The organism is Trichococcus patagoniensis (assembly GCF_003051085.1).
In the GTDB taxonomy this organism is placed as follows: domain Bacteria; phylum Bacillota; class Bacilli; order Lactobacillales; family Aerococcaceae; genus Trichococcus; species Trichococcus patagoniensis.
Window position 1 is genome coordinate 1 of sequence record NZ_QAOM01000004.1, and the last position, 13,390, is coordinate 13,390.

Below are 13,390 nucleotides of genomic sequence, written 5' to 3' on the forward strand. Positions count from 1 at the left end.
CCTTATTGTTCGACATCGCGAATTTTGATGGGCTGTACGCGCGCTTCAAGGAAAACAACGAGACGGTCGGCGAAATCATCGAAATGGGCGGCGCCCGGACCTTCAACTTTCCAGACAGGGACGGAAACTTCTACGCCGTTAGGGAAACTACTGAATTATAGCTGATTCCATCATAACCCCTTCAAGCAGGGCAAATCAAAAAAGCTAGGTTTGAAAGTCATTCGAAGAGAATGCGCTCAAACCTAGCTTAATTTATTTGGGAATTTCCCTTCAATGTTCCATATTCTGGATAATGCGTTCATTTTCTTCTATTTTTTTCTTATTCAATGGGAATAAGAAATTCAGAACGATGGCACCCAACAGGTAACAAACTGCAGGTATACCAACAGAAATCAAGAAAATATTAGATTCTACGCTAGCAGTCTGGAGGAGCGCAGTTTGATTATATCCGATGAAAGCCAGCGCCCAACCTCCAATCCCGCCTGCCAAAGCTTGGCCTAATTTACGCACAAAAGAGTATACGGAATAAATTGTCCCATCTTTTCTCTTTCCGGTATGAATCTGAAAATTATCGCTGACATCGGTGATATAGGCATAGGATACCATGACATAATAACTCACGGCGATTCCTGCAAAAAGCACTCCGATGGCGAATATCCAGGGATTTGAAGGGCGAATAAGGAATAGGCCGAAATAGATTGCTGAAGCAATGTACAGACCTCTATACCCACCCTCTTTTTTACCAAAGCGCTTCGTGATTTTGCCTACGAATGGAACCATAGCCGCCATGCCCACCAGACTGATCAGGTTAATAAGCGGCAAGAGCGCTGTATTCTTGAAATAAACGAGGAACAGATATTGATTGAGTGTTCCTGCAGATAACTGGGCAACCAAAATCAACAATGCATTCAAAATCACCGCAATAAAAGCACGGTCTTTGATTAAATCCTTTAGATCATCCTTCAGATTCAATTTTTGTTTTTCCTGCACGGGCAAAGATACCCGCTCAACACTTAATTTGGCGAATAACATATAACAGATAAAAGCAATGATACTGAAAGCAACAGCAGCTATGAAGAAATTGTTCCCATTTACGACTCGATTACCGGATACATCCTTAGTATAAATCACAATCGGAACCAACACTCCCACCAATAAACCCGCAAGCAGAGAACCTAATGTACGGAAAGTAGATAAAGCCGCTCGATCGGCTGCTTTAGAAGAAATAACAGCAGCCATAGAGCCATAGGGAATATTTATGCCGGTATAAGTTATGCTTCCCCAGATAACATACGTTATTGCGGCATAAGTCATTTTTGCACCCATCGACCAATCCGTAATGAAAATGTTGTACATCATCAGGCTCGCCAGTGACACCGGCAATGCCATCCTTTTTACCCAAGGAAGGAAGCGCCCATCTTTGGTCGGTTGACTTTGATCGACAATGACTCCCATCCCGATATCCGTAAAAGCATCCAACAAGCGCGCGCCCAAAAACAAAGTTCCTACAAATGCTGGACTGATACCGTATACATTCGTCAAGAAAATCATTAAATAAGTTGAAGCGAGTTGGAAGGTGAAGTCATTCCCTATATTCCCAAGCATGTAGCCGATTTTGTCTTTCATACCGAATGGGCGTACATCCTGCTCCAATGAAACAACATCCAATTCTGTTTGATCCATTCTTTTTCCCCCTAAAGTTTCGTATCCCAGCGTCCACACCAAACATTTTCATTCGAACGTCCCTTGAACGCACTATTGCCGACCAACTTTTCAATCAGCATTTCGACTGCGCTATCATGGTCCATATGTGCATTTATATACGTACGGCTCATCGTCAAATCGATCAGATGATTAGTCAAATTCAGACTGATAAAGGCGGTCGGAACTTCTTTCACATACCATGGCTGTTGCACAGGTGTCGGCCATTTGATGCGGACGGAATTGACCATAACGAAACTCACCACATCCAGAACAACCAGAACAGCATCATACTGCTCCCGCATTTGGCCTGCACTTAACTTCTGCGCAGTCAGGATGTCTGTAGCCACAAGCTCCTCAACTTCAAATCCTTTTTTCTGCAAGCCTTCGATCAATGTTTTTTTAGTTTTGCTGGAATCTGTTCCCATGGCTTTTCCGGCCACAACCATTCCATCCCCTTCAATGAAAATAAGTTGAATGCGGCGATGTTTTTGGATGGTCAACGGTAGCATGCTTTGTGAATCCTTCACCAACGTAATATAGGCATCCGCCGCTTGGCGCGCAATCTCTTTATGTTCTGTAGAGCTGATTACGGATAACCCTTCTTTCGGAGGCATCAAAGTTCCTTCTGCTTGCTTTTTGTGAAGATTTTTCTTTGCTTTCAGTCCTAGGATACGCATCAGTGCATCCTCGAGCCGTTCTTCAGTGATTATTCCATTTCGGTATCCTTCCAACATATAACCGAAATCTTCGGCCGGATTGTCCATGAACAAGAACATGTCGCAACCTGCTGCAATGGTTCCTGGCACTAATTCACCGCGCGTCGCTGAGCTGGTCAAACCGACCATGTGTGACGCATCTGTCACTACCAATCCATTGAACCCCATTTTCTCTTTCAGCAAACCTGTAATCAGTTCATTACTCAAAGTAGCCGGCTTAATATCCTTATCCGCCAAAGGTTCCACAGACAATGCTCTTTGCCAAGAAGGCAATGCGATATGTCCTGCCATAACCGTCATAACACCATCATCGATAAGTGTTTGGAAGACTTTTCCGAATGTACGCATCCATTCGTCTTTTTCGAGATCGTTAACCCCCATCATTAAATGTTGGTCATTCTCCTCAGTTCCGTCACCTGGAAAATGCTTGATGCAAGTGATCAAATTTTCTTCTTCGGTTCCTTTGAGATAAGCTCGTGAATAACGAATCACATCATCCGGATTATCATTGTACGCCCGTGTTTGTACCACAGTGTTCCGCCAGTTGGTCGTCAAATCTACAATCGGTGAAAAATTCCAGTTGCATCCAATAGCTGCAGCCTCTTTTGAGCCTATCTTCCCCACTTGATATGCCAAATTCTCTGAATCCGCGGCAGCGATCGCGGCTCCGGTCGCGACTGGAGTCCCTTGCCCTACCGCTCCGTTCCCTCCAGCTTCTGCATTGGCTGCAATCAGTAAAGGTAGTTTCGATTTTGCTTGAAGCAAAGTGTTCTGCTGATAGAGCGCTTCTGGAGGCATGTTCATGTATCGGATACCTCCCAAGTGATATATCTTCGTATAATCCTCTATCTGTTGCTGGATCTGCTCTTCATTCATTCCACGGATCATACCGATGAACAACTGCCCGATTTTCTCTTCCTCCGTCATGCCCTTGATTGTGTCTTCCACCCACTGAACTGCTTCCTCGCTCAGATAATAAGGTTTTTTTCTCAAATCCACCATCTAAATCCTCCTCCAAATAATGCGTTGGTCAATTCACCATTAAGAAAGTGTTTTTTGACTACGCTTTCATTTTAGTGTACACTTCATCTAGTGTTTTGGATTATATTTGCTTTTTTCATATTTTAATTGCCTATTAGGAGGTTTTTTGGTGGAAAATCATGATTCATACATCCGGAATGTCTTCGAGGCAGTTTTCGACTTACCGGTACGCGTGCTGGAATATCCCTTTACAGACTTTGATATCATCAATTTCGGTCTGCGCGATGAACTGTTGAAGAAAGATTTGCCTTCTCATGAGGAGCTGCTGCAATTTTTTGCCGACATTCCGACCAACCATATACTTTGTCTAAAAAGTTCATTGGAATATACAACGATCTTGTTCCGCTTTCCGGAACCGGATGCCACCAAATTACTTTACTTAGGCCCTTTTTTGGAGGAACATTTTTCCGAAACAAATTTAGCAAAGTTCTTTCGCCGAGCCAAACTCAATGAGTCGCAGTCCAAATGGCTGGTGAGCTATTACCAAGGTTTGCCCATTATCCCGCTTCAACGGATTCTTCGCGTTCTTACAGTAATTTTGAGTCGAGAACTGCCCGCTTTCAATCCCAATAATATCGTCCAGCATAGTTTCCGACCGAGATATGCGGATACTTTAAGGAATTATATCGATACGGAATTGGCTTTTACACAAAAATATCATGAAGTACTTCTGGAAACACACCGTTCCTTCTTTCAAGCTTTGCGACTAGGTAATCTGGATACCGCCTTCACGGTACTGCCTCAGTATGTAGCCGATTTCCATGCTTCCCAAGGTCTAACGTTGGAATCCTTGAAGCGTTTATTGCATGACTTGAATGCGGAATGCCGAATGGTCTTACTTTCAACCGCTATCCCTCCCTATTCAATCCATCAAACGTGGCACAAAGGTTCACACCGCATCCAAGCAGAAATGAATCAAGAGCGTCTTCAGGGGATGGCAGGTTGGCTTCTATCAGAATATGCTCTCTTGTACAAAATATATGGGTACAGCGATTGCTCTTTGATTATCCGTAATGTCATCCAGTATATCCATAACCACATGGACAGCGCTATTTCGCTCAAGGATGTGGCTATCTATTTTGAGCGAAACCGTTCTTCTCTATCTAGGCAATTCAAGCAAGAGACAGGTGTCTCCTTCACTACATTCGTCCAAAAAGTAAAAATTCAGGCTTCACTGCAGGAAGTCCGTCATTCGAATAGCAGCATCCAACAGATCGCCTTGTCGCTCGGATTTGATGATCAAGCCTACTTCACTCGTGTGTTCCGTAAACATATGAATTGCTCCCCTGGACAATACCGCCGGAATCTATCTCAGAACAACGTAACAGGTTCAACCGAAGATGAAAAATAGTTTTTCTGAATGCAAATAGCCAGCACCATTTTTCCCGGTGCTGGCTATTATTTGTGATTATTTCCCGATCAACGCAATGATCTCCTCCAGAACAGCTTCCCCGTCCAGGATCTCATAATTTTCCCTCGAGATCAGCTTGTAAGGTACGGCCTTATAGGTCAGGAAATCTTTCAGGCGCGCGATTTCGTATTTGGATTGCGGGCCGATCATCAGCGCATCGATCGCTTGGCTTTGGATCGCCTGCTCCGCGATGATCGCCGGCGCGGAGTAGACATGGATGTCCAGACCCCTTTCATCCGCCGCGTTCTGCACATTCTTCACCAGCAAGCCGGTCGTGATGCCTGCCGTACAAATCAATAAGGCTGTCTTTTGTTCGGTCATCTGCTTCAACCCCTTATGCTGCTTTCTTTTTCTTGTTGTAGATATCCAGAACGACGGCCAGCAACAAAATCAAACCTTTAATCGCTTGCTGCCAGTCGACACCGACACCGAGAATGGACATCCCGTTATTCAAGACACCCATAACCAAACCGCCGACGATCGTTCCCACGATGGTACCGATCCCGCCTGAAGTGGAAGCTCCGCCGAAGTATACGGCTGCCATCGCATCCAATTCCATGGAAGTACCCGCTTGCGGTGTGGCCGCATTCAGACGCGCCGCCAAGATCAAGCCGGCCAATGCAGCCATCGCACCCATGTTTACGAACACCCAGAAAGTGATTTTTTTCGTTTTGATACCGGACAATTCTGCCGCTTTACGATTTCCGCCGGTTGCGTAGATTTGGCGTCCCGCAACGGTTTTGTTCGTCAAGAACGCATAGGCTGCTACGATGACTCCCAAGATGACCAAAATGACAGGATAGCCTTGGTAAGAAGCGAAGATATAAGTCACACCGATCATTACCACTGCTGTCATGACTGCTTTCAGCGTGAAAGCGTTCATCGATTCCACTTCGAACAGATTATTTTTGCGTTTTTCGCGTGTGCGCCATTGGCCGAAAACGAGCGCTGCGGCAATGAGGACGCCCAGGATCATCGTCAACAGATGGATACTGCCGTCCGTCAAATCAGGCAAATAGCCTGTGGAAATCTTTTGGAATATTGCCGGGAAAGGCGCCAAGGATTGCCCGCCAAGAACGACTTGCGTCAACCCTCGGAACATCAACAATCCCGCCAAAGTTACGATGAAGGCCGGGATACCGAAGTAGGCTACCCAGTATCCTTGCCAAGCGCCGATGATTGCTCCGATCGCGATACAGATCGGCACCGCCAACCAAGGGCTGACGTTCCAGTTCACCATCAAGATTCCGGAGATTGCACCCACGAAAGCCATCACGGAACCCACAGACAGATCGACATGTCCCAATAAAACTACCAATAACATACCAGCGGCCAGCACCAAGATGTGGCTGTTTTGCAATACGATATTCGTGATGTTCAGCGGTCGCCAGAAGATGCCGTCCGTCATCAGTTGAAAGGCAATCAATAGGCCGACCAAAATGATGACCATACTGTATTTGCTGAAAATATCCAGCGCTTTTGCTTTCAGATTAAGTGTTTGCTTTTCTTTTTTTACGCCATTCGTTGTTTCCATCTATAATACACCTTCTTCTTCCCTAGTCATTAGATTCATCAGCGATTCTTGGTTTGCGTCTTTCCGTAAAACCTCACCCGTGAATTTGCCGTCATTCATCGTGTAGATGCGATCGCACATACCCAATATCTCAGGCAACTCGGATGAGATGATGCAGACGCATTTGCCTGCAGCAGCCATCTCCTCGATGATTGTGTAGATTTCATATTTGGCGCCGACGTCGATTCCGCGAGTCGGTTCGTCCAGGAACAGCACATCCGGTTCCGTCATCAGCCATTTGGCCAGAACCACCTTTTGTTGGTTCCCACCGCTTAGACTGCTGACCTTTTGGTAAATCGAGCTCGTCTTTGTCCGCATTTTTTTGCGGTATTCCTCGGCTATCTGGACTTCTTTTTCTTTGTCCAAAACACCCTGCTTGCTGATTTTCCCCAAACTGGCGAGGGTTGTGTTCTCGCGGATATCCATCAGCAAGTTCAACCCCAATGCCTTGCGGTCCTCGGATACATAGGCAAGCCCGTTTTCGATGGCTGCCGGCACATCCTTGACCGATATCTCCTGTCCTTCTTTAAAGACTTTACCGGAAATGTTGCTGCCGTAGGAGCGTCCGAAGACACTCATCGCAAATTCGGTTCGGCCTGCCCCCATCAATCCCGCAATCCCGACGATTTCGCCTTTGCGGATATTGAAGTTGATCTTGTCGTTCATCACGCGGTGCGCATCAATCGGATGATGGACCGTCCAATCCTTCACTTCAAAGTAGACGTCGCCGAGATTCGGATGGCGTTCAGGATAACGGTTCGTTAAGTCCCTTCCGACCATGCCGCGGATGATGCGTTCCTCGTTGATGGCCTCTTTTTCCAGCGTTTCGATCGTTTTGCCGTCGCGCAGAATGGTGATGCGGTCAGCCACATTGACGATTTCATTCAACTTATGGGAAATGATGATGGACGTGATCCCTTGCCTTCTGAATTCCTTGATCAACTCCAACAGATTGGCACTCTCTTCCTCATTCAGTGCGGCTGTCGGTTCATCCAAAATCAACAGGCGTACCGATTTCGAGAAAGCTTTCGCGATTTCGACCAATTGCTGCTGCCCGACCCCAATCTGGGAAACGAGCGTATTCGGATTTACTCTCAACCCGACTGTCTTCAGCAGATTGGCCGTCTTCTTCTCCGTCAGATCCCAATCGATGATGCCGTGCCTTGCCTGTTCGTTGCCCAGGAAAATATTTTCACTTACGGACAGATAGGGGCTGAGCGCCAACTCCTGGTGGATGATGACGATGCCTTCATTTTCGCTGTCCTTCAGATTCTTAAATTTGCAGGGCTCGCCGTTATAGACGATATCCCCCTCATAGCTGCCGTACGGATACAAGCCGCTCAGCACGTTCATCAGCGTGGATTTACCCGCACCATTTTCACCACAGAGCGCATGAATTTCGCCACGCTCGATTTTTAGATTCACATCATTCAACGCCCGGATACCAGAAAATTCTTTGACGATATTCCGCATCTCCAATATATAATCCGCCATAATACCTCTCCTCTATGGAAGAGACCTCCTCAGCATCGCGAAGGAAGTCTCCATTATTCACATTTTTATAAGCCTAAATCTTTTTCAGAATAGTAGTCTGTATCGATCAACTCAGCCTGATAATTTTCTTTATCGACTGAGATCGGATTAGCCAGATAAGTCGGTACGATTTTCACGCCGTTATCATACGTTTCTGTATCGTTTACAGGAACCTCTTCCTCGTTGAAGATCGCTTCGATCATTTCGATTGTGTTTTGAGCCAAGATACGCGTATCTTTGAAGATGGTTTGTGTCTGTTCGCCGGCAATGATCGATTTCACGCCTGCTTGCGTTCCATCCTGACCTGTGATGACCGGCAATGGTTTTTCAGCTGAACCGTAGCCAACACCTTTAAGGGAAGAAATGATCCCCAAGCTGATCGGATCATAAGGAGACAAGACAGCATCCAAAGTTTTATCCGTGTAATTCGCGCTTAACAGGTTATCCATCCGCGCTTGTGCAGTCGATCCGTCCCAACGCAAGGTTGCGATCTGGTTGAACTTCGTTTGTTCGGAAGGGATGACCAATTGGCCGCTTTCGATGTATTGTTGGAACACGGACATCACACCGTTGTAATTGATCAAGGCGTTGTTGTCGTCTGGAGATCCGCCGAACAATTCAATATTGTATGGGCCTTCACCTTCGCTCAAATTCAAGGCATCTTCGATGTAGGAAGCTTGCAGCACTCCGACTCCGAAATTATCGAAAGTTGCATAATAGTCGACGTGTTCGGAATTCATCAACAGGCGGTCGTAGGCGATGACTTCGATGCCTTCGTCTGCTGCTTTTCCAAGCACATCCGTCAAAGCCGATCCGTCGATGGAAGCGATGACCAAGATATCCACGCCTTTAGTGATCATGTTTTCGATCTGCGCCACTTGGTTTTCCACTTTGTCTTCACCGTATTGCAGGTCCGTTTTATAGCCCAATTTCTCCAATTCAGTAACCATGTTGTTGCCATCTGCAATCCATCTCTCGGCTGACTTCGTCGGCATCGCGATCCCGACATAACCGGCGTCCCCTGTAGCTGCGTCACCACTTCCGCAGGCACCTAGCACGACTGCGGATAGTAACGTTGTTGCTGTAAGCAAACTTTTTTTCCAATTGAATTTCATCCCGAATTCCTCCACTGCTGTTTTATTTGATATACGTATTGTACCCTTAACCGATACCGCTTACATTCAATATCTTATTCCGTTTCTTGATATTTTTCCTGACTTGTATCCGTTTCCATAGGGATTTTTTCCGATTTTCTTTGATTTTTTTCGAACGTCCGATAAACTGTGCTAAACTATTCGAATGGCAGCGTTTTATTTACTGCATAATATAGGAAGGAGTTTTCCAGTCATGAAATATTTATTACGGTTGCTCTTGTTCCTCTTCCTGATGGCTGGCTGTACAAATGCTCCGAATACAGAAGAAGATGCGGCGAACATTGTCGTTGGCTTCTCGCAATCCGGGACGGAGAGCAATTGGCGCAAACGCCACACCGAATCGATCCTGGATGAATTAGGCAAGGAAGGCTACGAGGTGCTGTACCGGAATGGCTTCATGAATCAAGACCGCCAAATCCAGGATATGCGCACCTTTATCGCCTATAAAGTGGATTTTATCGTCTTCACACCGATTGTGGAAAATGGTTGGGATGCTGTTCTGTTGGAAGCAAAAGATGCGGGCATACCCGTCATAATTGTCGATCGGCATATCCGTACAAAGGAAGAGGATCTTTATTTGACGCACATCGGTTCCAGCTTCAAGGCTGAAGGAAATCGAGCTGGCCTTTACATCACCAATCATTTCCAAAATAGCTCACAGTCCACCGTGAACATCTTGGAAATGAAAGGGCTTGCGAATACTTCGCCTACCAATTTCCGCAGTGAAGGGTTCATGGAAGTGATAAGCCGCGATTCGCGGATCTCCATCACCGCCTCTTTAGAAGGGGACTTTATCCGTTCCAAGGCGAAGGATGTCTTCCGGAATTACATCAAGGAGAACGGCTGGGAAGACATCGATGTCCTTTACAGCCATAACGATGAGATGACGCTGGGTATACTGGAGATAATGGAAGAAAACGGCATCGTCCCCGGCCAGGACATCATCATTGTCACCATCGACGGGCAAGCGGAAATGATCGAAAACCTACGCGCCGGCAAGGTTAATTCAGTCGTCGAATGCAATCCGAACGCCGGTTGGTATGTCCGCAACACCATCAAGCGTTATTTGAACGGCAATACTATCCCTGATGAAATTTATATGCCCGAAACTGTCTTCTCTGATAAGGGGAACCTCGACAGCATTCCGCCAAGGGACTATTAGGGAGGCAACATGATGGAAAAAATAGCCAGCATCAAAGAGATTTTCCAGCAGACCAATCGGCTGCTCTTCAGCATCACCCTGATTCCCTTACTGGTCATCAGTATTTTTTACACGCGCAATATCCTGATTTACCGCAGCGCACTGGCGAACGTCGAAGAGGCGAATGCGGTTTCGACCATCGTCCAGGAAAATGTGTTGGAGGAATTGTGGGATCTGGTCTTCGGACTCATCGATGTCCCCGCTTACGAGTCCGGCAACGAGCTGGAAAAGGTGCGCCAGGCCATCGAAGAGATCCAGGCCAATACCACTACCGCAAAGGAATCCGCCACACTGGATGTCGCTTTGCGGACTTTGGACACGCTGGACAAATACATTTCCGAAATGGAAAGCAATATCGCCAACGAACGGCCATTCGATGAAAATGAAGCCATCATGGTCCAAGTCGATGCCGTCACGGTCCTGCTTTATGCTATCCTGCAGGACTTTGTGCGCGTCGAGATCGAAATAGCGGGAAAAACCAGCGATGATATGCTTGTATCGCTCTATTACCTGATCCTGTTCGAGCTCGTTATCGTGCTCACGATCGTTTATTACGCCCGCAAGAACGACCGTTTCCTGACGAAACTGATCCAGGAACCTTTGAATGATCTGATTGTGCTTTCCGAAGAACTCTCGCAAGGGCATCTGGATTACCAAGCAAAAGAGCCGGAAGTCGCTGAGTTGCGCGTCGTCACGGAGAGCATGAATGACATGGCGCAGAATTTGCGTGTCCTCATTGAAGAAAACGCCGTGAAGCAATTCGATCTGGCCCAGAGCGAACTGCGCGTCCTGCAGGCGCAGATTACGCCCCACTTCATCTACAACACCTTGGATGCCATCCTGTCTTTGGCCGAACAAGGCAACAGCGAACAGGTGAAGACAATGACCTACGCCCTTTCCGATTTCCTGCGCATCTCCTTAAGCAAAGGCCAGGATTGGATCACGGTCGAGAAAGAAATCCGCCACGTCGAAGATTATCTGACGATCCTGCAGATCCGCTACGGCGCCATGCTGACGTTCGCCATCGACATCCCGGAGGAAATCCTCCAGACGGAAGTTCTGAAGATGATCCTGCAACCGTTGGTGGAAAATGCGGTCTACCACGGAACCAAGCATGTCCGCCGGGCCGGAAATGTGACCGTCGCAGCGACCGACGACGATGACACGATCCAATTCTTCGTGACCGACAACGGCATCGGCATGCAGGAGGAACGGCTCCTCGAAATCCGGAAACGGCTTGCCCAAGCTACCGTTGATGAAACCGGAGAAGGCGGGTATGGCCTCTACAACGTCAGGAAGCGTTTGTTGTTGTATTACGGCAATGTTGCTTCCCTTGATATCGACAGCACCTACAGAAAAGGCACGACCGTCACAGTGACGGTACCGAAGATCACCTAAAAGGAGCGAACAAGCATGTATAAAGTCTTTATTGTCGAGGATGAACACCTGATCCGCGACAGCCTGCGGAACCAACTGCTGTCCCTTGCCGAAACACACCCGCTGATCTTTTCCGGGGAAGCCTCAGACGGAGAAATGGCCTTGGCTTCGATCATGGACGTCAAACCCGACATCCTGCTGACCGATATCCGGATGCCCTTCATGGACGGTCTCAGTCTGGCCAAGGAAGTTCGGAAGATCTTCCCTTGGATCCGCATCATCTTCATCAGCGGCTTCGATGATTTCGAATACGCGCGCACCGCCATCCAAGTGCAGGCGGATGCCTATCTTTTGAAGCCGATCAGAGATACCGAACTGACCCAAACGCTCGAAGCCGTCATCGCGGTGTTGGACAAACAGAAAGAACCCGTCATGGATCGGGATTCCCATGCGGATAATTTCGTCTTCGAGCTGAAAAAAAATCATTTTCTGAACGGCATCTTCCGCGGCGATCTGTCGGTTCCGGAAGTGCTGCAGGAATCCGCCGTCTTGAAGCGCTCGGTGGTCGGGAAAAAGACCTGTGTCGTGTTGGCTACCAATCATTACGACAAAAACTTCGATGATTATTTCCGCTTCAGCAATTATCTGAATTTTCTCTTCGGAGCGGATGAAAGCATCATTTTCTCCAGCATCTCATCCCGCTTCATCAAGTTTTTACTGATGGACAGTGACACGGACAGGCTGTTGGAAAAAAGTTACCAACTGGCTCAGACGCTTGTCCATGAACTGAAGGATGAAGAAGCGGATGACCTGATTGTTTCGATTGGACCAATCGTCGAACGGCTCAGCGAAATCCCGCAAGCTTACCGTTACACGCAGAATATGCTCCAGACCTATGGCGTGCTGCGGACGGAGCGGATCATAAGCTACGAGGATGACATCAAGGACGGTGAAGTTTCCCCGACGAATCCTTTCAAACTCGATTTGGCCCAGAAAATTGCCCAGACCGAGGCGGACGAACTGGAGGAACTGGTGCTGGAGCTTCAAGGAACGCCCGGGGATACCGAGGAACGCAACCGCCTCTTCCGGTTTTTCGTGCTGACCGAGCTGGGCAACCTTGTCCAGAAAAAGAAGCCCGGTTCAGAGCAACCTTTGCTGGAAAAAATGAACGACTTGGATCAATTGGCGGCGGTGGCGGCTGATGCGGCGGAATATACCCAAGTCATCGAAAAATTGTTGGCTTTCCTGATGGCGGCCCACATCCACCCTTCCATGGTAAAATATCAGAGCGTCATCCAAAAAGCTTTGGGATTCATCAAGGAGAATTTTACCGATCCCGACATCTCATTGAATGTCGTGGCCGATACCGTAAACCTAAGTCCGTCGCACTTCAGCACCATCTTCTCGCAATCTTTGGGGCAGACCTTCATCGATTTTCTGACCGAATGCCGCCTGCAGCATGCCAAAGAATTATTGGCCGGGACGGATGACAAGCTGTCTGCCATCGCGATGGATATCGGCTACAACGATCCCAATTATTTCAGCTACCTCTTCAAAAAGAGAGAAGGCCAGACACCGAAAGAATATCGAAGAAATCATACAAGAGCGTGAGAAAAGTCGATTAGCTCCCCGTGCGTTGGAACACCCCACGAAGTGAACCTCTTTTGTTCACTTCGCGGG

Annotated in this window: 10 protein-coding genes; 4 read left to right on the forward strand and 6 right to left on the reverse strand. The window is 47.4% G+C overall.

Annotation, left to right across the window (positions count from 1 at the left end; all coding sequences use genetic code 11):
* Positions 1-270: 270 nt before the first annotated feature.
* Both C8U37_RS03215 and C8U37_RS03220 read right to left on the reverse strand, forming a co-directional pair.
* Positions 271-1,626 (reverse strand): MFS transporter, encoded by a 1,356-nt coding sequence (locus C8U37_RS03215; RefSeq protein ID WP_170100176.1) that lies wholly within the window; start codon positions 1,624-1,626, stop codon positions 271-273.
* A gap of 68 nt (positions 1,627-1,694) precedes the next feature.
* Entirely contained in the window at positions 1,695-3,422 is a 1,728-nt protein-coding gene (locus C8U37_RS03220; RefSeq protein ID WP_108031837.1) for a glycoside hydrolase family 3 protein, read from the reverse strand.
* 148 nt (positions 3,423-3,570) lie between these two features.
* On the opposite strand from C8U37_RS03220, the gene C8U37_RS03225 reads away from it, so the two are divergent.
* On the forward strand, positions 3,571-4,812 hold the full coding sequence (locus C8U37_RS03225) for a helix-turn-helix transcriptional regulator (protein WP_108031838.1): 1,242 nt from the start codon (positions 3,571-3,573) through the stop codon (positions 4,810-4,812).
* A gap of 57 nt (positions 4,813-4,869) precedes the next feature.
* On the opposite strand, the gene C8U37_RS03230 is transcribed toward C8U37_RS03225, so the two are convergent.
* From C8U37_RS03230 to chvE, 4 genes are all read right to left on the reverse strand, one after another.
* Complete coding sequence (locus C8U37_RS03230; protein ID WP_108031839.1) at positions 4,870-5,193, reverse strand: PTS sugar transporter subunit IIB; 324 nt, start codon at positions 5,191-5,193, stop codon at positions 4,870-4,872.
* A gap of 13 nt (positions 5,194-5,206) precedes the next feature.
* Positions 5,207-6,406, reverse strand: coding sequence for a multiple monosaccharide ABC transporter permease (gene mmsB, locus C8U37_RS03235; RefSeq protein WP_108031840.1), 1,200 nt, complete (start codon positions 6,404-6,406; stop codon positions 5,207-5,209).
* The gene (gene mmsA, locus C8U37_RS03240; RefSeq protein WP_108031841.1) at positions 6,407-7,939 is read right to left on the reverse strand and encodes a multiple monosaccharide ABC transporter ATP-binding protein; all 1,533 of its coding nucleotides are present in this window, start codon (positions 7,937-7,939) and stop codon (positions 6,407-6,409) included.
* A 65-nt stretch (positions 7,940-8,004) separates the two neighbouring features.
* Positions 8,005-9,093 (reverse strand): multiple monosaccharide ABC transporter substrate-binding protein, encoded by a 1,089-nt coding sequence (gene chvE, locus C8U37_RS03245; protein ID WP_108031842.1) that lies wholly within the window; start codon positions 9,091-9,093, stop codon positions 8,005-8,007.
* Between the two features lie 232 nt (positions 9,094-9,325).
* Here chvE and C8U37_RS03250 point away from each other — a divergent pair, with 232 nt between their 5' ends.
* Genes C8U37_RS03250 through C8U37_RS03260 form a run of 3 tightly spaced genes read left to right on the forward strand, consistent with a single transcriptional unit; the run spans position 9,326 to position 13,321 of the window.
* Positions 9,326-10,294 carry an ABC transporter substrate-binding protein gene (locus C8U37_RS03250; protein ID WP_108031843.1) on the forward strand — a complete coding sequence of 323 codons (969 nt, stop codon included), beginning with the start codon at positions 9,326-9,328 and terminating at the stop codon, positions 10,292-10,294.
* A gap of 12 nt (positions 10,295-10,306) precedes the next feature.
* Positions 10,307-11,731 (forward strand): sensor histidine kinase, encoded by a 1,425-nt coding sequence (locus C8U37_RS03255; RefSeq protein WP_108031844.1) that lies wholly within the window; start codon positions 10,307-10,309, stop codon positions 11,729-11,731.
* Positions 11,732-11,746: 15 nt separating this feature from the next.
* The gene (locus C8U37_RS03260; RefSeq protein WP_108031845.1) at positions 11,747-13,321 is read left to right on the forward strand and encodes a response regulator transcription factor; all 1,575 of its coding nucleotides are present in this window, start codon (positions 11,747-11,749) and stop codon (positions 13,319-13,321) included.
* The last annotated feature ends 69 nt before the right edge of the window (positions 13,322-13,390 follow it).